This is a genomic window from Magnetococcales bacterium (assembly GCA_015231755.1).
Classification (GTDB): Bacteria; Pseudomonadota; Magnetococcia; order Magnetococcales; family Magnetaquicoccaceae; genus Magnetaquiglobus.
This window is the reverse complement of the sequence record JADGAZ010000004.1, coordinates 64,399-87,195: the sequence shown is the minus strand read 5'-3', so window position 1 is coordinate 87,195 and position 22,797 is coordinate 64,399. Positions and strand designations below refer to the sequence as shown.

18 protein-coding genes are annotated in these 22,797 nt (G+C 61.4%); 15 read left to right on the top strand and 3 right to left on the bottom strand.

Features of this window, described 5'->3' with window-relative positions; genetic code table 11:
* Positions 1–37 precede the first annotated feature (37 nt).
* Genes HQL98_03950 through HQL98_03940 form a run of 3 tightly spaced genes read left to right on the top strand, consistent with a single transcriptional unit; the run spans position 38 to position 2,663 of the window.
* The gene (locus HQL98_03950) at positions 38–559 is read left to right on the top strand and encodes a MarR family transcriptional regulator (protein ID MBF0271219.1); all 522 of its coding nucleotides are present in this window, start codon (positions 38–40) and stop codon (positions 557–559) included.
* 29 nt (positions 560–588) lie between these two features.
* On the top strand, positions 589–1,959 hold the full coding sequence (locus tag HQL98_03945; GenBank protein MBF0271218.1) for an AAA family ATPase: 1,371 nt from the start codon (positions 589–591) through the stop codon (positions 1,957–1,959).
* Entirely contained in the window at positions 1,875–2,663 is a 789-nt protein-coding gene (locus tag HQL98_03940) for a hypothetical protein (GenBank protein MBF0271217.1), read from the top strand. The genes HQL98_03945 and HQL98_03940 overlap by 85 nt, the downstream gene beginning before the upstream one ends.
* 75 nt (positions 2,664–2,738) lie before the next feature.
* Here HQL98_03940 and HQL98_03935 read toward each other — a convergent pair whose 3' ends face one another.
* The 3 genes from HQL98_03935 to HQL98_03925 all read right to left on the bottom strand — a co-directional run bounded on the left by HQL98_03935 (position 2,739) and on the right by HQL98_03925 (position 6,212).
* Positions 2,739–3,926 carry a class I SAM-dependent methyltransferase gene (locus HQL98_03935; protein ID MBF0271216.1) on the bottom strand — a complete coding sequence of 396 codons (1,188 nt, stop codon included), beginning with the start codon at positions 3,924–3,926 and terminating at the stop codon, positions 2,739–2,741.
* 43 nt (positions 3,927–3,969) lie between these two features.
* Positions 3,970–5,073, bottom strand: coding sequence for a nitronate monooxygenase (locus tag HQL98_03930; GenBank protein ID MBF0271215.1), 1,104 nt, complete (start codon positions 5,071–5,073; stop codon positions 3,970–3,972).
* A gap of 92 nt (positions 5,074–5,165) precedes the next feature.
* Positions 5,166–6,212: a folate-binding protein YgfZ gene (locus HQL98_03925; protein ID MBF0271214.1), complete on the bottom strand. Its 1,047-nt coding sequence runs from the start codon at positions 6,210–6,212 to the stop codon at positions 5,166–5,168.
* Between the two features lie 131 nt (positions 6,213–6,343).
* Here HQL98_03925 and thiC point away from each other — a divergent pair, with 131 nt between their 5' ends.
* From thiC to der, 12 genes are all read left to right on the top strand, one after another.
* Entirely contained in the window at positions 6,344–7,732 is a 1,389-nt protein-coding gene (thiC, locus tag HQL98_03920; protein ID MBF0271213.1) for a phosphomethylpyrimidine synthase ThiC, read from the top strand.
* Between the two features lie 68 nt (positions 7,733–7,800).
* Positions 7,801–8,823, top strand: coding sequence for a DegT/DnrJ/EryC1/StrS family aminotransferase (locus tag HQL98_03915; protein ID MBF0271212.1), 1,023 nt, complete (start codon positions 7,801–7,803; stop codon positions 8,821–8,823).
* 275 nt (positions 8,824–9,098) lie between these two features.
* Positions 9,099–10,415 carry an EAL domain-containing protein gene (locus HQL98_03910; protein MBF0271211.1) on the top strand — a complete coding sequence of 439 codons (1,317 nt, stop codon included), beginning with the start codon at positions 9,099–9,101 and terminating at the stop codon, positions 10,413–10,415.
* A 24-nt stretch (positions 10,416–10,439) separates the two neighbouring features.
* Positions 10,440–12,533 carry an NAD-dependent DNA ligase LigA gene (gene ligA / locus HQL98_03905; GenBank protein ID MBF0271210.1) on the top strand — a complete coding sequence of 698 codons (2,094 nt, stop codon included), beginning with the start codon at positions 10,440–10,442 and terminating at the stop codon, positions 12,531–12,533.
* A gap of 171 nt (positions 12,534–12,704) precedes the next feature.
* On the top strand, positions 12,705–14,354 hold the full coding sequence (locus tag HQL98_03900) for an NAD+ synthase (protein MBF0271209.1): 1,650 nt from the start codon (positions 12,705–12,707) through the stop codon (positions 14,352–14,354).
* A complete protein-coding gene (locus HQL98_03895; GenBank protein ID MBF0271208.1) occupies positions 14,351–15,121 on the top strand; it encodes a tetratricopeptide repeat protein in 771 nt (256 codons plus the stop codon). The genes HQL98_03900 and HQL98_03895 overlap by 4 nt, the downstream gene beginning before the upstream one ends.
* The gene (locus HQL98_03890) at positions 15,118–16,983 is read left to right on the top strand and encodes a DUF4115 domain-containing protein (GenBank protein ID MBF0271207.1); all 1,866 of its coding nucleotides are present in this window, start codon (positions 15,118–15,120) and stop codon (positions 16,981–16,983) included. Before HQL98_03895 ends, HQL98_03890 begins: the two co-directional genes overlap by 4 nt.
* Positions 16,980–18,101: a flavodoxin-dependent (E)-4-hydroxy-3-methylbut-2-enyl-diphosphate synthase gene (gene ispG / locus HQL98_03885; protein MBF0271206.1), complete on the top strand. Its 1,122-nt coding sequence runs from the start codon at positions 16,980–16,982 to the stop codon at positions 18,099–18,101. The genes HQL98_03890 and ispG overlap by 4 nt, the downstream gene beginning before the upstream one ends.
* A complete protein-coding gene (locus HQL98_03880) occupies positions 18,098–19,378 on the top strand; it encodes a histidine--tRNA ligase (GenBank protein ID MBF0271205.1) in 1,281 nt (426 codons plus the stop codon). The genes ispG and HQL98_03880 overlap by 4 nt, the downstream gene beginning before the upstream one ends.
* 19 nt (positions 19,379–19,397) lie before the next feature.
* The gene (locus tag HQL98_03875; GenBank protein MBF0271204.1) at positions 19,398–20,039 is read left to right on the top strand and encodes a tetratricopeptide repeat protein; all 642 of its coding nucleotides are present in this window, start codon (positions 19,398–19,400) and stop codon (positions 20,037–20,039) included.
* Between the two features lie 28 nt (positions 20,040–20,067).
* A complete protein-coding gene (gene bamB / locus HQL98_03870) occupies positions 20,068–21,258 on the top strand; it encodes an outer membrane protein assembly factor BamB (protein MBF0271203.1) in 1,191 nt (396 codons plus the stop codon).
* A complete protein-coding gene (gene der, locus HQL98_03865) occupies positions 21,251–22,750 on the top strand; it encodes a ribosome biogenesis GTPase Der (protein MBF0271202.1) in 1,500 nt (499 codons plus the stop codon). The genes bamB and der overlap by 8 nt, the downstream gene beginning before the upstream one ends.
* Positions 22,751–22,797: the final 47 nt, after the last annotated feature.

Genomic DNA, 22,797 nt, shown 5'->3' with positions numbered 1-22,797 from the left:
CAAGATATTTTTTGTCAAATTCTGTCAAGGGGGAGTCATGGATACCTTTATACAGCGCATCATCGCGGCCCATCGGGACCATTGGTCCGAGGCGTTCGATCCGGTCTTGTTGCCCTTTACCCTGACCTTGCATCGCGCCCACGGGGTGATGTATGGCCAGGCCTGCGGGGTGATGGAGCGGTTCGGCCTGAGTCCGGCGGAGTTCGACGTGCTGGCCAGTCTGCGCCGTTCCCCGGAGCCTTATGAATTGACCCCTTCGCAACTGCGTCAAACCCTGCTGATCACCTCGGGGGGGTTGACCAAGGTGCTGCATCAACTGGAAGGGCGGGGTTTGATCGTGCGTTTGACGGTCAGCGGGGATCGTCGGGTCAAGCCGGTGCGTCTGGCCCCTGCGGCTTTGCCGTTGATCGGTCGGGCCTTGGAAGCGGTGATGCACCATGCCGGGGAGCGGATTCTCGCACACCTGACCCCGGAGGAGATCCGGAGCATGACCGGGTTGCTGGCGCGGTTGGCGGGGGATGAGGGGGGGAGCGTGGGGGTGGTAGATCAGAGTGTGTAGGTTTATCTTTTTCCTGAAAAGAAACAGCATTGTACATCCTGTCCCTGATTGGGTATTCTGGATTCCCGGTTTTTGATACGAACAAGAACCGGATTCCATTCTCTCCTTGGGGTCAAGCGGATAAAACGGTGTTAAGAAAGCTTGCCATCAACGGTTTCAAGACTATTACCCAGGCCGAACTGGAGTTTGGACGGGTTAATCTGTTCATTGGTGCGAACGGATCAGGAAAATCCAATATCCTGGAGGCCATTGGCGTATTGAGCGCTTCCTTGAGTCGTGACATTACCGAAGCGGAATTGCAACGTAAGGGCGTGCGGCTTTCGGTGCCAACTTTGTTCAAATCGGCTTTCAAAAATCAGGCCTTGAAAAGCAATTTCGGATTTGAAGCCGCAATGGATGATGATGTGAAATACAATGTCCGCATCACTGCGGGGGAAGAATACCAGTCTTTGCGTTTTTTTAGTGAAGAGATTCTGCATGATTCGGTCAGTTATCTGGGACGCAGCAATCGTGGCATCAAGCTGCTTGGGGTTGAAAAAGAACGTGCGGACGTATCCCCTGAGCGTGGTTTATGGGACCGGTTTCAAGAGGTCATCGATGTTCCCCCCGAATTGTCAGCCCAATTGAACACCCTGGCCAAATTTTGTATCTATGCTCCTCAGACCTCGTTTTTGCGGGGTGTGGAAATCGAATCCTTGCCTGTGAAACCTGTTGGATTGTTGGGCGGGGGATTGCCTCAGGCGGCTTTGACGGTTTTGAACCAATTCCATAAATCGAAGGATCGTGAATCGAGAGATCGTGTATCCCTTATGAGGGAGATTCTTGGATTGATCTGGATGCCTGGATGGGCCAGTGAGTTTGCTGTAAAACAATCTCTTGCGGATCAGGTCTCTTCTCAGGTCAAAACAGGAAATGAAACGTTATATTTCAAAGATCGTTTCATGAGGCGTAAACGAGACACACTGTCCGCTTATGACAGCAGCGAAGGTACACTTTTTTTGTTGTTTCTGGCTGTAGTGCTGTTGCATGCGGAAGCCCCCAAGATCTTTGCCCTCGACAATGTGGACAATGCCTTGAATCCGTCGGCCACACGGGCATTTCTGGAAAAATTGATCGCCGTAACCTGCGAAAAGAAATTCCAGGCAAGCGGCATCGGACCGCAACAGGTTTTTCTCACCAGTCACAATCCCACCTCGTTGGATGCGTTTGACCTGTTCAATGAAGAACAACGCATTTTCGTGGTCAGTCGTGAGCCACGTACCGGTTTCACGAAAATCGAGCGGTTGCAGCCCCGTCCGGGTATGATGCCGGAAGAGTGGATCGAAATCGCACGCGGCAAGAATTTGTCGGAAATGTGGATCAGTGGTTTGATCCCCAATGCCTTGGGATCGTCCCTGTGAGCTCCAAACGTATTGGCATGGTCACCGAAGGCTCCACCGATCAGGTGGTGTTGAAGATCTTGCTGCCTGCGGCTTTGGACGGATATGGGGCGCAGAATTTTGTCAATATCCAGCCAAATCCGGACAATACGAGCGCGGGAGGTGGTCAGGAGGGTGGGTGGCGACTGGTATACAAATGGTGTCTTGACAATCCACCGGCACTGCGGCGGCAGAGGGTTTCGGGAGGAGGGCTGTTTGCCACCTCTTTGCCCCTTGATGGTTTTCTGGTCCATCTGGATGCGGATATTTGTGAAAAATTGCAAAAGATGACAAGAGTCCAGTCGGATGATTTTGATCTGACCACGCCCGCAGGTCGTGGTCAATACATCGAGGCTGTTTTGACCGATTGGTTGTGGCCTGACGGCATGGATTCACAAGACCGTCCATGGATCTTCCTCGCGCCAGCAGTGGAGGCGGTGGAATGTTGGCTGCTGGCCGGTCTGACTGAGGATTCGGCACCCGAATCCCACAAGAATCCGGGTTTGGTTTTGTTGGAGTGGGATTGCAAGGGGCGGGGACGCCCGGTTCCGGACAAGGCCAAAGGTATTTCAAAAAATTCCGACCGCTATCAAGAATTTTCCAGGCGTGCGGCTGCCAACATGGACAGAATTCTTCGTTATTGTCCTCATTTCGCGGCATTGACCCAAAAAATCGCAGTTCTTTGAACCTGACCGAATCCCGATGTCCATGGGTCTCATCCCGGCTGAACAAAACCGGGAATCGACCCATAGCCATGTGCTTTACGACAACTCATCCATTCCGATCCAGCGGCCTGAGGGCATGTTCCGGAAGGGATTCCGGGGGGAGTCTTCCCGTGTGCTGGTCAAATGGCGGGTGTGTGGGGATTTTTGTCGGGGGTTGAGGGCGCTTTTGACTCCGCGCCAGACGGTGAAGGAGTCGTCTCCGTCGAATTCTTTCGCCTCTCCCAGGTGTTCTTTCAGCAAGGTGCCGTAATCCATGAAGCGGTTGCCCACCAGCCACAAGGTTCCACCCGGAGCCAGCAGGGCGGCGGCGGCGGCGAGAAAATGCAAGGTGGCCTCGTGATCGGTGCGTACCCCGCGGTGAAACGGGGGATTGGTGACGATGGCGTCGAATTTCTTTTTGCCCAGCACCGGACCGATGCCATCTTCGGTGACCACCTCGCAGCGGTCGCTTAAGCCGTTGATCTCCACGGTGCGCCGGGCGCAGGCGGTGGCGGTGATCAGGTCATCGCTTAAGGTGACGCGGGTTTCCGGGAAACGTTGGGCCAGGGTGGCTCCCAGCACGCCGGAACCGCACCCCCAATCCAGAACGCGGGCGCCGGGCGCCTCACGGATGGCGTCGAGCAGCAGCAGCGTGGCTGCGTCGATGGCGCGCCAGGAGAAGATTCCCGGCTTGACCGCGAGGCGCAGGCCGTCATGCTTGATATAGGCAAAACCGTCGGCTTCGGGCCGGAAGGGGGCGGACTGACCTTTTTCCGGCAGTGCCCGGCTCTCCGGGGTAAGGGTGTGCAGTCGCAGATGGCCTTTGCACAAGGCGGTTTCGGTGTCGGAAAAGCGTTTGGACAGGGAACGGATGCCGGATTCCCGTTCGCCGAACAGCCAAAGCCGTCCTTCGGGGGCGAGGGATGACAAGGCGGTCTCGATGGCCAGTCGGGCCGCCTCCCGGCCTTGGGGCAGTTCCATCAGCAGGTGTTCCGACGGTTCGTGGGCCGTGGGATGGTCGTCGAGCTTGACGCTCAGACCCGGATGGTGGTGACGGATGGCGTCGGCCAGCGAGGTCCGCGCCGCCACCACGGTGCCGCAAAATCCCGCCTCTTGCAGGGGATCCAGGGGCGAGGGCGGCTCGGTGGACCAGTGGATCAGATGGACATGGCTCAACCGGGAGACCGGGCAGACTTCGGACAATCCCGAAAAGAAACGATGAATGGAACGGGGATCGGGCAGCACGGTCGGGTTTCCAGTTTTTTCAGTGTGTTGGTGTTTGAGGGATTCAACCGGGAATCGGTACGGGACGCACCGGAATGCCGTACAACAGTTCCTGGAAGATGTCTCTCACATGGACCAGTCCGGTATGGCGCGTGGCGTTGGAGCCGGTGAAGACCAGACCGTTTTCCAGATCCCCCTGTTGGGCGCGATGCAGAGCCAGGGCGATGCAGAAGGTCTCTTTTTCTTCCCGGCAGCGGCAGGCTTCCAGACAGGTGGCGATGCAGTTGGTGGCCACTTCGCCGCCCCGCAGCAAGGTGTTGGTGAAACTGGTTTTCAGGGCGCGTCCCGGCAGACCCGCCGGAGAGTCCACGATCACCACATCCCCTTCCTTGGCGTCGATGAAGGCTTGTTTGAACCGGTCGTGGGCATCGCACTCGAAGGTGCAGATGAAACGACTGGCCATTTGTACCCCTTTGGCCCCCAGGGAGAGGGCGTGATCGATGTCGTGGCGATCCCACACGCCGCCGGCGGTGACAATGGGGATTTCGTCGCCGTATTCGGTGCGGGACCATTCCGCCAGTTCCGGGACCACGGTATCGGTATCGTACTCTTTGGCGAAGAGCTGACTGGCGGTCTTGACCCCCAGGTGTCCCCCGGCCCGGTTGGGATCCTCGAACACCATGGCGTCCGGGAGGCGCTTGTAGAGCTTGTGCCAGCGTTTGGCCAGCAGTTTGGCCGCCCGCAGGGAGGAGATGATGGGAACCAGGGCGGTTCTGGGATTGGAGGTGGCGAATTCCGGCAGACGCAGGGGCAGTCCGGCCCCGGAGACGATCATTTGCGCGCCGTTTTCCACCGAGGTGCGCACCATGGCCTCGAAGTCGCGGATGGCTACCATGCAGTTGACGCCGATGATGCCGTTTGGACTCAAGGCGCGGGCGGTTTCCAGCTCTTCGATCAGGGCTTTGACGTTGGCGCGGTAGTAGTCCCGCCCTTTTTCGTAGTAGCGGGAGGCCAGGGAGAGGGCCACGGCGGCGATGATGCCGACTCCGCCTTCGTTGGCCACAGCGGCGGCCAAGCGGTGGGCCGAAACCCGTACTCCCATGCCGCCCTGAAGAATGGGTACCGGAATGGTGTACTCGCCGATGCGCAGGGGCGGCAGAGGCGTCAGGGTCGAGGGGGCATCGATTTGGGTGGTCATGAAACGAGCTTCCTAAATGAACGGAGTTGTCTGGCGCCATCGACCCGCACAAAAGACCGGGATCATGCCCAGGTGGCCCAATCGGGTTTGTGTGCCGTGACCTGGAGCGGGCCTGCGGTGAACGTCCGATCCCGTTCCACGTCGCTCGGGTGGAGGATCCCCAAACCGACCCGTTCCCCGGTGCCCGGCGTGACACTGGTGAGTACACCGGTCTCCTTGCCGCTGGGCAGGAGAATCGGGGTTCCCGGCGCCACGATTTCACCGGCGGACAGCATGAGGGAATAGACCCGTTTTTTCAAGGTGCCGCGATGATGGGTGCGTGCCGTTGTCTCTTGTCCCACGTAGCACCCTTTGGCAAAATCGACCCCGTTCATCTCCAGCAGACCGCTTTCCAGGGGCAGACTGACTTCGGGGATGAATTCGTTGCCACCCCGGGGCAGGGCCAGACGGATGCGATACTCTTCCCAGGCGGCGAATCCGGCGGGTGGAATGCGTTTGACCAGCCGTTCCCACCAGGCGCTCACGTCGGAGGCCGGAACCAGCAGACGCCAGCCGAAACCGGCGTGACGGGGATCCCGCCACAGGCGGATGCCGGATTCCGGGGAGAGGGTTTCACCCAGGGGGGCGTCGCGTACGGGGAATTCGGGAAAAATGCCCTGCAACACCTGGGAGGACTCCGGACCGGCGATGCCGAGCATGGCCAGGGTGGCATCCACCTCGATGCGGATCTTGGCCCGCAGAATGAAGGGGCTCAACCGTTGGGCCAGAGGGGTGGCGGCTCCGGGTTCGGTGATCAGCAGCAGGCGGTCGGCGTCGCGCAGCAGGGTGAAGTCCCACAAAAAACGTCCCTGGGGCGTGAGATGGGCGGCGTAGACGCTTTTTTGCGGGGTGACTTTTTTGACCTGATTGGTGATCAATCCCCCCAGAAAGTCGTTCACGTTTTCGCCGGAGATGGCCACGGTTTCGTGATGGGTCAGGTCCACCAGCGCCACATCCGTGAGCAGGGAACGGCTTTCGGCGGTCGGATCGCCGAAGTGGTGGGGAACCGGTTTGGAGCGGTCCGAACTCCATGGGATGCGCGTGCCGAAGTGGGATTCAAGCCGACTCATGGAAAACTCCTTGTGATTGGCGGACGGGGTTAGCACAATTGGGACTTGCGCGGCCTTGGGCTTTTTCATTTTGCAAGTGTCGTCGCTGCGTCGTCTCTTTAATTGGACATCAAACACGCCGAGGAGTTCGCATGAGCGCATTTCGCTCCGACTGGATCCAAAACCGCACCGGGAACGTTACCCAGATGCATTACGCCCGGCAAGGTCAAATCACGCCGGAAATGGAACATGTGGCCCGGGAGGAGGGTTTGGACCCGGAATTGGTTCGCGCCGAGGTGGCCCGGGGCCGGATGGTGATTCCGGCCAACATCCGCCATCCGGAGGCCAAACCCGTGGCCATCGGGATTGAGTCCCGATGCAAGATCAATGCGAACATCGGCAATTCGCAGATCTCTTCGGGATTGGACGAGGAGGTGGAAAAGCTGCGCCTGTCGTTGCGCTATGGCGCGGACACGGTGATGGATCTGTCCACGGGCAAGCGCATTCAGGAGATTCGCGAGGCGATTCTGCGGGCCTCCCCGGTGCCCATCGGCACGGTGCCCATTTACGAGGCGGTGGAGCGGGTGCCGGATGTGCGCGCCTTAACCCCGGAAATCATGTTGCAGGTGATCGAGGAGCAGGCCGCCCAGGGGGTGGACTACATGACGGTCCACTGCGGAGTCACCCTGGAGGTGCTGCCTCTGATCTCCACCCGCATCACCAAGATCGTCTCCCGCGGCGGGGCGCTGATGGCCCAGTGGATGCTCTATCACGAGCGGGAAAATCCTCTGTTCACCCATTTCGACGCCTTGCTGGAGATTTGCAAGCGTTACGATGTCACCTTGTCTTTGGGGGATGGTCTGCGTCCGGGGTGTTTGCACGACGCCTCCGACGCGGCCCAGTTCACCGAGTTGCGCATTCTCGGGGAGTTGACCAAACGGGCCTGGGAACAGGATGTGCAGGTGATGATCGAAGGTCCGGGCCATGTGCCTTTGGACCAGATCGAGGCCAACATGGAAAAAGAGCGGGAACTGTGTCACGAGGCGCCGTTTTACGTGTTGGGTCCGCTGGTCACGGATATCGCCGCCGGTTACGATCATATCGCTTCGGCCATCGGTGGGGCGGTGGCGGCCTGGAAGGGGGCCTCGATGTTGTGTTACGTCACCCCCAAGGAGCATCTGGGACTGCCCAACGCCGAAGATGTGCGCAACGGCATCATCGCCTATAAGATCGCGGCCCATGCGGCGGATATCGCCCGTCACCGTCCCGGAGTCCGGGACCGAGACGACGCCATGAGTCGCGCCCGTTACGGCTTTGACTGGAACCGGCAGTTCGAGCTGGCTTTGGATCCGGACCGGGCCAGGGAGTATCACGACGAGACCCTGCCGGAAAACGCCCACAAGCGTGCGGAGTTTTGTTCCATGTGCGGGCCGCGTTTTTGCGCCTACAAGCTTTCCCAGGAGGTGGCGGAAAAGTCCCGGGATCTGGCTTCCCGTTTCACCCCGGATTTCTGTCCCCAGACCGGAACCGGCCACTCCTGATCCATCCTTTGCATTCTTGAAAATAAAGAGGAGGTCTGGGGGATTTTTCCCCCAGGCTTTTGACCTTTTTGCCCACGCCGATTCTTCTTTCCCGTCCGGATCTCTCCTGCGACGACGCCCGTGTTTTTCTGGATCAGCTTGCCCGCGCCCCCTTCCGGGATGTCGAGGCGTTGCGACGCTGGGAAGGGATATGGGAATCCTTGTGGCAGCGGCGCGCCGTGGCTTTCGCCGATCATGGCGAGGCGTTGCGTCTGCTGGGGGAGTCGCTTGGCTGGCGGGCCGGTGATGTGCTGGTGGTGGATCCGTTGTTGGATCCGGCCTGGCGGGAGGCGGTGCGGGGGTGCTGGTGGCATGAGGCGGTGCGGGATGTGGATCCGGGCAGCGGTCGGGCCATGGGGGCGCCGTTTGTACCTGTGGCGGGAGGCGTGGTGCGGGGAGAGGTGATCCGGCATGCGTTTGGGTCTCCTGTGACCCTGCCTGCCGGGGAGGCGGGGAGATGGGTGGTGGAGGAGATTTCTTCGGTGGTGCGGCCATTGCCGGGGGTGGGTCGGGGGGCGGTGCAACTGGTGGATCTGTCCGGTTCCGGAATGTTGCCGGTGGGGGCGGGGTGTGTGCTGCTGTCCACGGATGGGGAACTGGTGACCGCTTTGGCCCACAGGCGACGCCATCCCCCGAGTGCTGCCGCCTGCGCCCTGGGGTGCGCCTTACTGGAGTCTCTTCCCGGGCGCTTGGCGCGGCGTCGGGAGTTGGTCGGGCGTTATCGCGCCTTGTTGCGGATGGCGGGCAGGGGAAGTTTGCCGATGGATCCCCCGGGAGGCCGGGAGTGGGCGGTGTTTTTCCTGATGATGGGAGAGGAGGCAAACCGCGCCGGTCTGTCGGATTTTCTGCAACGGGCCGGCATCGGCTGTGGTTCGCCGGTGTGGTTTCGTCCGGCTGCGGAGTCCCGACAGGCGCTGCCGGGACTGCAACGGTTCTTGGAGCATGCCCTGGCTCTGCCTCTGTATGCGGCGTTGTCCGATTCCGAGTGCAAGCGGATTGTCAATCGGATCCATCGTTGGGTGGAACGTCAGTCGGCAATCGTTTCGGTATGATCGTGAAATGGGCAGGTTGAGTCGGGGTCTGTATAAATAACACACAGATAACAAACGATTGTTGATGTTCTTTTGTCTTTTTATTTTATTTGATATGCTTTTATGAATCATTTTTGGTGATGTGTTTATTTTATATAATTTAAACAAAATTTTATATTGTTTTTTGGTGGAGGCGGGAATGGTGCGGATCCTGCTGAAGAGGGTTGAAGACCGATGATGCGGATGATATCAACTATTTATATGAGCCGATAAGGCACATCATGGACGATTGCGCTATGTTGAACCACCCACCCGTCTCCCTCAATGATCCCATGCACACCCCGACCGATCCCCATTGTGTCCGCTATCAGGACCAGGTGTTGAGCAGTGCCTTTCAACCCATCTACAGTCTGGCCCATCGGCGGGTGGTGGGACATGAAGCCTTGTTGCGGGTGAAGGATGCCCAGGGTGCCTCGGTTCCGCCGTTGAGCGTCTTCAGCGAAGAGCATCACCCCCTGGAGTTGCTCACCGTGGACCGGTTGACCCGCAGTCTGCACATGCGCAATTTTGTCGCCCAGTCTCCCAAACAGATGGGATGGTTGTTTCTCAATTTCAATCCCCAGGTGATCAGCACCGGCAATTCGGACCATTTCAATTTCACCCGGGAGTTGTTCCGGCTGTATGATCTGGCGCCGGACCGGGTGGTGGTGGAGATTCTGGAGCATCGCATCAACGACGAACAGATGATCCTGGACGCGGTGGATTTTTATCGCGGGTTGGGATGCCTGATTGCCGTGGATGATTTCGGAGCGGGTCAATCCAATTTCGACCGGGTGTGGAATCTGGATGCGGATATCGTCAAACTGGATCGTTCCCTGGTGGTGCAGGCGGCCATCAATCCCCGGGCGTTGCCGTTTTTGGCGAGTATCACCACCATGCTGCATCAGGCAGGAAAACTGGTGTTGCTGGAAGGCATCGAAACCGAAGATCATGCCCGGATCGCCTTGAATGCGGATGTGGATTTTGTGCAGGGGTTCTATTTTGCCCGACCGTCGCCGTTTTTGTCGGATACGGCGGCGATTTCGGAAAAGATCGAAAAGGTTTCCTGCGCTTTGTTGCATCAGGAGACCGAGGAGGGGGAGCGTCAAACCCGGGAGATCAGCGGGTATGTGAACCGGTTCCGGGAGGTGTTGAGCAACTTTGATCTCAAGAGCAGGGGGTCTCAGAACTACAAGGCGTTCATGTTTGTGGACTATCTGCGCAATCCCGGTGTGTTGCGCTGGTTCGAGTTGGACGAAAATGGCATCCAGGTGGGGCGCAACATCAATAAGGCCTCTTTGGAGACCACGTTGGATGACTTTTTTTCTCCGTTGGGGGATGCCAGGGGGGCGGACTGGTCGCGACGGGATTATTTCCGGCGGGCCATGCGTTATTTCGGAAAGGTGCAGGTGACGGGGCCCTATTTCTCTCTACCCGATGCCCACACTTGTGTTACCCTGTCGATCGCGTTGCGACGCAATGACGGGGTGGTGCGGGTCTATTGCAGCGATCTGGTCTGGCATGGTCCGGCCCGCCCCGAACTGATCACCAATACCTGTGCCTCCGACGGCTGACGAGGCACCCAACACCCGTGCGCCATGACTTCACGCCGCTCCGACCCGATTGCCGCCCCGGATCCCGCCGTTCACCCGGATCCGGTTGCCTGCCCGGATTCCGCCGCCCGTCTGGCTGAATTGCGGGCGATCCTCGCCGAACACAATCACCGCTACCACGTTTTGGACGCCCCCATCATCACGGACGAGGCGTATGATGCCTTGTTCCGGGAACTCGAAGCCCTGGAAAGAGACCATCCGGAGTGGATCACTCCGGACTCTCCCACCCAGCGGGTGGGGGGAGCGCCGGTGGAGGGATTGGCCAAGGTTTTTCATCGGGTGCCCATGTTGTCCATTGTCATGGATGCGGATGTGGGGGAGTTTCACCGCCGGGTGAGCGAAGGGCTGAATGCAACCGTCATCGACTATGCCGCCGAACCCAAGATCGACGGGGTGGCGGTGAGCCTGTTGTACCGGGATGGGGCGTTGATGTGGGTGGCGACGCGGGGGGATGGACGGGAAGGAGAGGATGTGACCGCCCAGGCCCGCACCATCGCCTCGTTGCCGTTGCGTCTGCGGGGCAGCGGACATCCCCGCAGTCTGGAGGTGCGCGGCGAGGTGTTCATGACCCTGGAGGCGTTTGCCGGGTTCAACGCCGCCGCCTTGGAGCGGGGAGAGAAAGTGTTCGCCAATCCCCGCAATGCCGCCGCCGGCAGCTTGCGCCAGTTGGATCCCCGCATCACCGCCAAACGTCCGCTGAAACTGTACTGTCATGGAATGGGCGAGGTGGTGGACGGGGGGGAGGACTGGCCCGCCTGTCACGATCAACTGATGGCCCGTTTCCGGTCGTGGGGTCTGCCCACCTGTCCCGATGCCCAGGTGGTGCGGGGGGTGGAGGGGTGTCGGGAGTATTACCGCCATCTGGAGTCCAGGCGCGATCAACTGGCCTACGAGATCGACGGCATGGTTTTCAAGGTGAACGATCTGGCTTGGCGGGAGCGGCTCGGTTTTGTGGCCCGGGCGCCCCGTTGGGCGTCGGCGTGCAAGTTTCCCTCCCGTGAAGCGTTGACCGTGGTGGAGGCCATCGACGTGCAGGTGGGCCGTACCGGTGCCTTGACGCCCGTGGCGCGTCTGGAACCGGTGGGGGTGGGGGGCGTGACCGTGACCAACGCCACGCTGCACAATTTCGAGGAGTTGGCCCGCAAGGATGTCCGGGTGGGGGATACGGTGCGGGTGCGCCGGGCCGGAGATGTGATTCCGGAGGTGGTGGAGGTGGTGTTGGCGCGCCGTCCGGAAGAGGCGGTGCCGGTTCCCTGGCCCAGCCGTTGTCCGGTGTGCGGCGGGGAGGTGGCCCGATCCGAAGGGGAGGTGGTGGTGCGTTGTGTGGAGGGGTTTTCCTGTCCGGCCCAGTTGAAGGAGGTGGTGCGTCATTTCGCCTCGCGTCGCGCCATGAACATCGACGGACTGGGGGAAAAACTGGTGGATCTGCTCCTGACCCAGGGGTTGATCGTGAATGTGGCGGATTTGTACCGTCTGCACACCATGCGGGAGCGTCTCGCCTCTTTGGAGCGCATGGGGGAGAAATCGGCGGACAATCTGTTGGCGGCCATCGAGGCGAGCCGGGGGCGGGATTTGTCCCGGTTTTTGTTCGCCTTGGGGGTGCGGGAGGTGGGAGAGGCCACGGCGGCCAGTCTGGCCCGTCATTTCGGAGGGATCGAGGCGATCATGGCGGCCAGCGAGACGGAGCTGCAAGGAGCCGCCGACGTGGGACCGGTGGCGGCGGGCCGGGTGTGGCATTTTTTTCGCGAGTCTGGCAACAAGGCGTTGGTGGAGCGCCTGCTGGCGGAACCGGATACCGCCTGGAGTCGTGCGGTGGTGGCGGATCGGGCACAGGGACATCCGCTTTCCGGGGCCACGGTGGTGCTGACCGGCACCCTCGCCACCTGGAGCCGGCAGGAGGCCAAGGCCCGCCTGGAAGGGTTGGGGGCCAAGGTTTCCGGGAGTCTGTCCAAACGGACCCGTTATTTGATCGCGGGGGAGGCTCCCGGCTCCAAGCTGGCCCAGGCCCGGGAGCTGGGGGTGGAGATTCTGGATGAAGCGGCGTTGCTCGCTTTGGTGAATGGCAATCCACCCGCTTGAGCTGTGCCGGATTCGTGTTAAACTGATTCTTTTGGCGGGACCAGGATCATCGCGCCCCGGCGTCGATGATGGATCCGGTCGATTTCGATCTTTGGAAAAACCGTCGTGATCCATTAAACTGGTGGCGGTTTGTTGCATCAAACGACATTCACCAGCCTGGAAAGCCCAACCATGCGATCCCTGATAGCCTTGGCCCAGATCAATCCCCATGTGGGAGCCTTGGAAAAAAATCTGGACATCATGATCCGTCATGCGCGCCGCGCCGCCGAGGCCGGGGCGCGTCTGGTGGTGTTTCCGGAACTGGCCCTGACCGGCTATCCTCCCGAGGATTTGTTGCACAAGCCTTTGTTTCTCGACCGTTTGCGGGAGGTGGAACGGCGGTGGCACCGGGCGTTGGGGGAACTGGCCATCGACGGGGTGTACGGGTCGATCCGGCAGGGTGCCCATGGATTGATCAACGCCGGGGTCTACGTCTCGGGGGGACGGGAGGAAGGTTTCGCGGGCAAGCGGTGGTTGCCCAACTTCGGGGTTTTCGACGAGCAACGTTATTTCGAGCCGTATCGCACGGTGCGGGCTTTTTCTTTTGGCGGTTTGCCGTTTGGCGTCACCATCTGCGAGGATCTGTGGCGTTCGGGGGATCCGGTGGCCAGTCTGGCTCAAACCGAAGCCTCCTTTTTGATCAATATCAACGCGTCGCCCTACCACATCCGCAAGCAGCGGGAACGGGAGCAGGTCGCTTGGCATCGGATCGTGGAAAGCGGTCTGCCGGTGGTGTATGTGAACATGGTGGGGGGACAGGATGAGCTGGTCTTCGATGGCGGATCCTTTGCCATGAACCGTTCCGGGGAGGTGGCGGTGCGGGCGTCCGGTTTCCAGGAGGAGCTGACGCTGTTGACCGTATGCCGGGAGCCGGGGGGGAGGGTATGGTTTGAGCCGGGGGTGGTGACAGAGGAGTTGGAGGAGAACGCGGAGATCTATCGGGCCTTGACGTTGGGGCTTGGGGATTATGTGGCCAAGAATGGATTCCGCTCCGTGGTGCTGGGGTTGTCCGGGGGGATCGATTCGGCCTTGACGGCGGCGATTGGTGTCGATGCGCTGGGGGCCGAACGGGTCCACGCCTTGATGATGCCCTCCGATTATACCTCGCAGGCCAGTCTGGAGGATGCCACCACGATTGCCCAACGGTTGGGAATCGGGTTGGAAACCGTGGCCATCGGGCCGATGTTCGATGCCTTTCGGCGGCAGTTGGCCCCGGTGTTCGCCGGACTGGCGGAAGACACCACCGAAGAGAATCTCCAGTCCCGCATTCGCGGCACCCTGCTGATGGCTTTGGCCAACAAGAAGGGGGGCATGGTGGTGACCACGGGCAACAAAAGCGAGGTGAGCGTGGGATATGCCACCTTGTATGGCGACATGGCCGGGGGGTATTCGGTGCTCAAGGATCTGCTCAAGGAGCGGGTTTACGCCCTCAGCCGGTGGCGCAACCGTTGGGCCGAGGCCAAAGGGGCGTTATCCCCCATTCCGGAGCGGGTGCTGGAGCGGGCCCCTTCGGCGGAGTTGCGCCCGGATCAAAAAGACGAGGACTCCTTGCCGCCTTATCCGGTTTTGGACCGGATTTTGGAACTGTACGTGGAACAGGAGCAGGGACTGGAGGAGATCGTGGCCCGTGGCATCGATCCGGAGACGGCCATCCGGGTGATGCGTCTGGTGGATGGCAACGAGTACAAACGGCGCCAGGCCGCCCCCGGTGTGCGGGTGACCCGTCGCGCTTTCGGCAAGGATCGGCGTTATCCCATCACCAATGGATTCCGGGTCTCATGAGGTTGCGTACTGTATCGGCTGCGCTGCTGTGCGGCGTGTGGCTGGTGGCCGGATGCGGGGGTGGACCCCAGCCCGGAACCGGGGAGGGGGAGTCGTTTCCCATCGCTTTGAAAAAGGGGCGGGCTTACCTGGAACGGGGGGTGCCGGAGATGGCATTGCCGGCGTTGCGACGGGCGCGGGAGTTGCGTCCGGATGACGCGGACGTGCTTTTGTTGCTGGGAATGGCGTATGATCAATCGGGTCGTCCGGTGCAGGCCCTGGAGGCCCTGGAGGCTGCCCGACGGATCCGACCCGGCGATGGACGGATTCATAACAATCTCGGGGTGGCCTTGATGCGGCTCGACCGGTTGGACGAGGCCCGCGAGAGTTTTCAGATGGCGTTGTCGGATCTTCAGTTTCCCACTCCCGAGGAGGTGCATTTCAATCTGGCGTTGCTTTACAAGCGTCAGGGGTCTCCCCGCGCCATGGAGAACGCGCTGGAGCAGGGGTTGAGGGTGAAGCCCGGATATGTGCCGGCTTTGTTGGAGTTGGCCGAACATCATCGGGCCATGGGACGGCTGGATCTGGAACAAAAACGTCTGCTGCGGGTGCTGGAGGAGGCGCCGGCACACCGGATGGCCATGGAACGGATGGTCGGCTCTTTGGAGCAGGAGGGCAGGGCCATGGAGACCGTGGAGTGGTTGCGCAAGATTCGCGCCCTGGATCCTTCGGGTCGGGCGGGACGGCGCGCAACGGAGAAACTGACGATTCTGGAACGAAATCCATGATGAAATCCCCAAGCAACGAACCGGATCAGGCGGAAGAGGAGTCCGGTCCCGAGCCGGTCAGGGTGGTGCATCCCGCTTTGGCGCGGGTGGGCGCGCTGTTGCGTGACGCCCGGGAGGATCAGGGGTGGGATCTGGATGAGATGGCCAGGCGAACCCGGATCCGGGTGACCCATCTGCAGGCTCTGGAGGAGGGGCGGATCGACACCTTGCGGGGACAGGTGTTCGTGGCCGGATTCCTGCGTCTGTACGCCCGCAATCTGGGCTTTGAAGACATGGAGTTGATCGAGACCTGCATCGCCGATCTGGATAACGGCAGACAGGTTTTGCAGGCGGACAATCTGGCCGCCGCGCCCCCCACTTCCCGTCATCGGCCTGCTTTGGCTTTGGCGGTGGCGGGTCTGTTGGCCCTGGGGGGGCTTTATGTTTATTACGAACGCCATCTGCATGAGGTTCCGGAGTTTTCCGGTCCTCCGGCGCCCCCCAACGCCGCGCCTTTGCGGGTGGGAGAGGCGTTGCCGACCCGCCCCGCCGGACGCGAGGATGGCGGAGATCTGCCCGCCCGACCCAAGGAATCCGCGGCACCGGCAGCGGCGGTGGTCAAGGCGTTGGGGCCGGAGGATCCCTCCTCGTGGCCTGCCACCGATTCATCGCCCGAGCGGCTCGCCATGATGGCTTCGGGAGCGGGCAAGCCCAAACCCGGAGATCCCCGTCCCGAAGCGCGTCCCGATCCCAGGCCGACCACCAAGCCCGAGGCCAAACCTGAAGCTAAGCCCGAGGCCAAACCCGAGGCCAAGCCCGCTCTCAAGTCGGAGGCCAGACTGGAGCCCAAGCCTGAAGCCAAACCCGAGCCCAAACCCGAGCCCAAACCGGAGACCAAACCCGCTTCCAAGCCCGAAGTCAAACCTGAGGTCAAACCTGAGGTCAAACCCGAAGTCAAACCCGAAGTCAAACCCGAAGTCAAACCCGAGGCCAAGCCTGCCCTCAAGCCGGAAGTCAAACCCGATCCCAAGCCCGAGGTCAAACCCGAGGCCAAGCCTGCCCTCAAGCCGGAAGTCAAACCCGATCCCAAGCCCGAGGTCAAACCCGATCCCAAATCTCCGGCCAAATCCCAGGTCAAACCCGGGGAGACGCCGAAGACACCGCAGAAAACCGAACCGGCTCCCGTGGCCCAGACTGCGGTGAAAGCCGCGCCCGAGCCGGAACCGGAGGATCCGTCCGCCGAGGATGCGGGGGGATCGTCGGGTTCCTGGCTGGATGCGGTGATGAGTCGTTTTGCCAGCCGTGACGAGTCGCCGCCTCCCCCCGAGGTGGGTACCATGCCGGTGGAGCCGCCAGCGGAAGCGGATCCCGTGGAGGAAAAACGGCCTCCTGCGGCGTTTGTTCCGGTCCGAGGCGCGGCCGAGAAGCCCAGCGCCCCACCTCCGGCGGCGGTGGAGCCACCCAAACCTCCCCCTGCGGCCACTGCGCCTCCGGCAGCCGCGGCGGGTCCGGCGACCAACAGCCCGGCGACCAACAAGAAGAAACTTCCCAAGGGGATCAAGGAGCGTTATCCCGAGCCGGTGAACGGGGAGGCGGATCTGGCTCCCGAGTCTCCGAACGCGGTGTCGTTGCAGGCCAAAGAGTTGGTCTGGGTGCAGATTTACGACAGCAACGGCACGGTGGTGAAGGATATGGTGTTGCAGCCGGGTTATGTGTTCCGCGTACCCGAGGGAGGGGGGTATTCCGCGACCTTGGGTAATGCGGCATCGGTGCGGGTGCGGGTGGGCAATCAGGAGGTTCCGATGACAGGAAAGGCGGGTGAGATGGTCGAGGGATTGCAACTCAGTGCCGAGACGTTGCGCAAGCGGACGGGCGGACGATGAGTCGCGCTCCTTCCCTGACCGCGCCCCGGCGCGTGACCCGTCGGATCCAGGTGGGCCGGGTGGCTGTGGGTGGAGATGCGCCGATTGCGGTGCAGTCGATGACCAACACCGATACCCGGGATGTGGAGGCCACGTTGGCCCAGATCGTCGCCTTGGCGGACGCGGGTGTGGATATTGCCCGGGTGTCGTGTCCCGACGAGGAGGCGGCTTGTGCCATGGGGCCGCTGTGTCGGCGTTCGCCGGTGCCGCTGATCGCCGATATCCATTTCGATCACCGTTTGGCTCTGATCGCCCTGGAAAAGGGGGTGCATGGACTGCGTTTGAATCCGGGCAACATCGGTTCCCGGGGGCGGGTGGCGGAGGTGGCCCGGGCTGCCGCGGAGCGTCGGGTGCCGATTCGCATCGGGGTGAACGCCGGCTCTTTGGAGCGGGAACTGTTGACCCGTTACGGGGAGCCTTGCGCCGAGGCCATGGTGGAGTCGGCGTTGCATCACATCCGCATCCTGGAGGATCTGGACTACCGGGAGATCAAGGTGAGCCTGAAGGCCAGCAACGCCGCCATGACGGTGGCCGCCTACCGGATGCTGGCTTCTCAGGTCGATTATCCGTTGCATCTGGGGATCACCGAGGCGGGAGGATTGATTCCCGGAACGGTCAAATCCGCGGTGGGATTGGGTCTGCTGTTGGCCGATGGCATCGGCGACACGTTGCGGGTGTCGTTGTCGGCGGATCCGGTCCACGAGGTGCGGGTTGGTTTCGAGATTCTGAAATCCCTGGGGTTGCGCAATCGGGGGGTGACCATCATCGCCTGTCCCACCTGTTCCCGGCAGGAGTTCCCGGTGATCGAACTGACCGCGCAGTTGGAAGCCCGTCTGGCCCACATCCGGGAAACGGTCACGGTATCGGTGATCGGCTGTGTGGTGAATGGTCCGGGGGAGGCCAAGGAGAGTCAGGTGGGAATCGTGGGTGGATCCGGAGAGAATCTGCTGTATCTGGCCGGCAAGCCGGTGGGCAAGGTGGCGGACGGAGCGGTGCTGGATCGGATGGTGGCCGAGGTGGAGGCTTTGGTCGCGGGTATGCGGAATCAATCGGTGTCGGATGGTTTGGAGGAGCGATGATTCAGACGGTGCGAGGCGTGCGGGACATCCCGCCGGAAGAGAGCGGACGATGGATTTTCCTGGAGGAGCGCGCGCGCCGGATTTTTGCCCAGTACGGCTATCGGGAACTGCGCACCCCGTTGTTCGAGCGGGTGGAACTGTTCTCCCGCGCCGTGGGGGAGACCAGCGACATCGTGGAAAAGGAGATGTATGTCTTCGAGGACCGGGGCGGGGACGCCTTGTGTCTGCGTCCCGAGGGCACCGCTTCGGCGGTGCGCTCGTTCATCGAGAACAGCCGTCACCGCACCTTGCCCTGGCGGGTCTATTATCTGGGGCCGATGTTTCGTTACGAGCGGCCCCAGAAGGGGCGCTATCGGCAGTTTCATCAGATCGGCTGTGAGCTGTTCGGTCCCGAGGGGCCGTTGGCCGATGCGGAGATGATGGCCCTGGTGCTGCGGCTGTTGCGGGAGATCGGCATTCAGGGGGCGGTCACCCTGGAGATCAACTCCTTGGGGTGTCCGGTCTGTCGGGGGCCGTACCGGGAGCGGTTGACCGCCCATCTGGAGTCCTTGCGGGAGCGGCTGTGCGGCAACTGTCAGCGTCGTCTGGTGCGCAATCCGTTGCGGGTGCTGGACTGCAAGGAGGAGGATGCCACCTTGTTGCAGGATCTGCCCCGGATGCGGGACCATCTGTGTGGCGGGTGCGAGGCCCATTTTCAAGGACTGGTGGGCCATCTGGATCGTCTGGGATTGCCTTACCGGTTCAATCCCCTGATGGTGCGGGGGTTGGACTATTATCACCGTACCGCCTTCGAGGCGGTGGCCGAGGGGTTGGGATCGCAAAACGCGGTGGCCGCTGGCGGGCGTTATGACGGTCTGGTGGCCGAAATGGGGGGAGTGGCCACGCCGGCGGTGGGGTTTGCCATGGGCATGGAGCGGTTGTTGATGCTGATGGATGAGGCCCGGGTCGCCGTCGCCAGACCGGATGTCTATCTGGTGGTGGCGGGTGACGGCGCGGTGGAGGCCTATGGCCTGCGACTCGCCGAAACCATGCGGGAAGCCGGACTGTCGGTGGAGATGCACCTGAGCGGCGGCGGCATGAAAAGCCAGATGAAACACGCGGGACGTTCTTTGGCGCCGGTGGCGGTGATCGTCGGTCAACAGGAGGCTCAGGAGGAGCAGGTGGCCATCAAGTGGATGGAGACCGGGGAGCAGCAGACGCTGCCTGTGGAGCGGTTGATCGAGGCCGTGGGTGCTGGGTTGGGGCGTGCGGGTCAGTCGGTCAACGTGAAATCTTAATCGAAAAAGGGGAACGATCGTGTCTCGGGTGGAACTGGAAGGTATTTTCGAGGAGGTGGACGAACAACTGGAGGCGGAAAATGTCGCCAGGATGTGGCAGAGAAACCGACACTGGATCATCGGCGGACTGGTGGTGCTGTTTATGGGCTTGTTTGCCTATGTGGGTTGGACCGAGTACATGAAAAAACGTGACATCGAAGTGGCGGACCATTATCTGGGGGCCATGGATGTGCGGAGCGATGACGATGCGGCGGGTCGCAAGGCGTTGAACGAGGTGGCCGCCACCTATGGTCAACACGGTTACGCCCTGATGGCCCGGCTTGCCGAGGCCCGCGCCCTGGCCGAAGAGGGCAAACGGGATGCGGCGGTGCGGTTGCTGGAGGAGGTATCCGCCTCGGCGGGGACGCCTTTGAAGGATCTGGCCACTCTTCAGATCGCGTATGTGCTGGCCGATGATCCCAAACTGGCGTTGCAGCGGTTGGAGGGCATTTCCCGGGAGTCGGTTTACAAGCCTCAGGCTTTGGAGTTCGCCGGGGTGTTGACCTCCGGGAGTGGGGATGACAAGGGGGCGTTGGCTCTGTACAAGGATGCGCTTTCCTTGAAGCCCGAGGGTGGCTTGCGCAAGCGGTTGGAGCGGCGGATTCAACGGATGGGGGGGTAAGTCCATGGGCATTCGGGGAGAAAAGAGGATGAAAAGGCGAGGTCTGGCATCGGTGCTGGCGGTGGCCGTGATGATGGGCATGCTCTCCGGATGCGCCACTCCCACCTGGCTGGGGGGCAAGGGCAGCGAAAAGGAGAGTGCCCGATTCCAGTCCCCGGATCCGGGCAGCGAAACGGGTATGCGACTGGTCTGGAGCCGGTCGTTGGCAGGCTCCCCCGACAAACATTTTGTGCAACCGGGTCGGGTGGCTGTGGGTCGGGAGTCGATTTTTGTCGGGACATTCCAGGGCCATGTGGCCCGAGTGGACCGCAAGAGCGGTGAGGTGATCTGGAAGGTCTCCCTGGGTTCCGCGGTCATGGGCGGGGTGGACATGGATGAATCACGGGTCTACGCCGGCACCGAACAGGGATCCATGGTCGCCTTGTCCATCGAAACCGGTGCGGAGATGTGGCGGACCAAATTGACCACAGCCGTGGATTCGGCACCTTTGGCCGTGGAGGGCAAGGTCATCTTCCAAACCCTGGACAACCGTACCCACGCTCTGGAGGCCCAAACCGGGCAGCGGGTCTGGATGCACAGCACTCCGTCCGAGGCGTTGGTGGTCATGGGGGCCTCGACTCCTGCGGCGGCGGATGGTTTGGCGTTCATCGGTTACTCTTCCGGCGAGGTGTTCGCCTTGCGACTGGCGGATGGCAAGCGGGTCTGGTCGGACAATCTGCGGGTACTCGGGGGCAGCAGCGAGTTGGATCTGATGCAGGATGTGGACGCTTCGGTGGTGTTGTCCGAGGAGCGCGGACCCCAGTTGATGTCGCCGCGTCGGGCTTTTGTGGTGAATCATCAGGGACGGGTCATGGCCAGTCTGGCCTCCAACGGCAACCGGATCTGGGAAAAACGGCTTTCGGCGGTACGTCAGCCGTTGTGGTCTTCGGGGCGTCTGTTTGTCGTGGACATGGATGGCAATCTGGCGGCCATGAGCGCGGATGATGGGGTGGAGTTGTGGCGTGTGCGGTTGAGCGATGGCTTGTTGACCACTCCGATCCTGTACAAGGAACGGCTTTTGGTGGCGGATGATCAGAGGCATCTGTTTGCCATCGATCCGTTGAGCGGTCGGGTGATGGGTCGGGACAAGCTTTCTGGGCCGGTTTTGTCATTGCCCGTGGTGACGGAGGATGGCATCTATCTGTGGACCAACGAGGGCGATCTGTTGCGTTATGAATAAGCGCGGGCGTGGGCGGGGACGGGTGTGGCGGGCCGGGGCGGATGTGATCACGGGAGTCGGACCGTTGCTGGCTTTGGTGGGACGGCCCAATGTGGGCAAGTCTTCGCTGTTCAACCGGTTGACCCGGTCCCGCGATGCGTTGGTGGACGATACGCCTGGTTTGACCCGGGATCGCAAGTACGGGATGGTGACGTGGAATGGGCGTGCGTTTCGGGTGGTGGATACGGGCGGATTTGAGTCCGACGACCGGGAGCCGTTGCTGGCGCGGATGCGGGAGCAGGCGGAGTTGGCGGTCGAGGAGGCGGATCTGATCTTTTTTGTCTTGGATGCCCGGACCGGTCCTTTGGCGGATGATCTGGAGTTGGCCAAGCGGTTGCGGCGTTGCGGCAAGCCGGTGGTGTGTGTGGTCAACAAGTCCGAGGGCAATGTGGGCGCGGGGGGGCTTGCGGAGTTTTACCGGTTGGGGATGCAGACTGTGGTGGCCGTTTCGGCGACCCACGGGGTGGGGGTGGATGACCTGTTGCGGGTGGCCCATTCCCGTTGTCCGTTGCCTGTCGTGGAGCCTGAGCCGGAGTTGGATCCCGAAGCAGAGGAAGAATCCGCGGCGGCAGAAGCGGCGGTGCCGCAAGCCAGTGGTCCGACGGACAAATGGCGTGATGATGGGGTGGTACGGGTGGCCATTGTCGGGTGTCCGAACGCGGGCAAGAGTACGCTGGTCAATCGGTTGTTGGGGGAAGAGCGGTTGGTGACTTCGGATCAGCCCGGCACCACCCGGGATTCCGTGGATGCGCCGTTGACCGATGCCCAGGGCAATCGTTATGTGTTGGTGGATACGGCGGGTTTGCGGCGCAAGGCGCGGATTGCGTTGCGCATCGAGAAATACGCGGCCATTGCGGCTTTGAACGCCATGGATCGGGCCAAGACGGCGGTTTTGGTGTTGGATGCGGTGCGGGGCATCACCGAACAGGATCAGCGGGTGGCCGGGCATGCTTTGGATGCCGGATGTGGTCTGGTGTTCGCGGTCAACAAGTGGGATGCGGTGCCTCGGGGACGGGAGGCGGAGAGTGCTTTTCGGCGGGAGTTGGGTTTGGCTTTTCCGCGTTTTTCGCATGCGCCGGTGGTGTTTCTTTCCGGTCGGACCGGGCACGGGGTGGATCGGTTGTTGCCGGTGGTGCGGCGTGTGTGGGAGGCGGGTCAGCAGCGGGTTTCCACCGGGGTGTTGAACCGTTGGCTGGCGGAGGTGGAGGAGGCCAATCCCCATCCCCGGCGCAGTGGTCGTCCGGTGCGTTTTCGTTTTGCGTCGCAGGTGCGGGTGGCGCCACCTTTGGTGGTTTTTTTCGTCAGTCGTCCCGAAGAGGTGGAAGAGAGTTATCGACGTTATCTGGAAAATCAGTTGCGGGAGAAGTTTGGGTTTCAGGGGGTGCCATTGCGGATTGACTTCCGTGGCGGCAAGGAGAATCCCTACGCGGACAAGCAACCCTTCCGGTCCTGATTCTTCGTCAACGATTGAAAGAAAAGAAGGGGTCTGGGAATTCATTC

What these genes read in the sequence shown, in the direction of transcription:
- HQL98_03950 (MBF0271219.1), top strand. Translation starts at nt 38, where the DNA reads ATGGATACCTTTATACAGCGCATCATCGCGGCCCATCGGGACCATTGG.
- HQL98_03925 (MBF0271214.1), bottom strand. Translation starts at nt 6,212, where the DNA reads ATGAGTCGGCTTGAATCCCACTTCGGCACGCGCATCCCATGGAGTTCG.
- thiC (MBF0271213.1), top strand. Translation starts at nt 6,344, where the DNA reads ATGAGCGCATTTCGCTCCGACTGGATCCAAAACCGCACCGGGAACGTT.
- HQL98_03910 (MBF0271211.1), top strand. Translation starts at nt 9,099, where the DNA reads ATGTTGAACCACCCACCCGTCTCCCTCAATGATCCCATGCACACCCCG.
- ligA (MBF0271210.1), top strand. Translation starts at nt 10,440, where the DNA reads ATGACTTCACGCCGCTCCGACCCGATTGCCGCCCCGGATCCCGCCGTT.
- HQL98_03900 (MBF0271209.1), top strand. Translation starts at nt 12,705, where the DNA reads ATGCGATCCCTGATAGCCTTGGCCCAGATCAATCCCCATGTGGGAGCC.
- HQL98_03895 (MBF0271208.1), top strand. Translation starts at nt 14,351, where the DNA reads ATGAGGTTGCGTACTGTATCGGCTGCGCTGCTGTGCGGCGTGTGGCTG.
- HQL98_03890 (MBF0271207.1), top strand. Translation starts at nt 15,118, where the DNA reads ATGATGAAATCCCCAAGCAACGAACCGGATCAGGCGGAAGAGGAGTCC.
- ispG (MBF0271206.1), top strand. Translation starts at nt 16,980, where the DNA reads ATGAGTCGCGCTCCTTCCCTGACCGCGCCCCGGCGCGTGACCCGTCGG.
- HQL98_03880 (MBF0271205.1), top strand. Translation starts at nt 18,098, where the DNA reads ATGATTCAGACGGTGCGAGGCGTGCGGGACATCCCGCCGGAAGAGAGC.
- bamB (MBF0271203.1), top strand. Translation starts at nt 20,068, where the DNA reads ATGAAAAGGCGAGGTCTGGCATCGGTGCTGGCGGTGGCCGTGATGATG.
- der (MBF0271202.1), top strand. Translation starts at nt 21,251, where the DNA reads ATGAATAAGCGCGGGCGTGGGCGGGGACGGGTGTGGCGGGCCGGGGCG.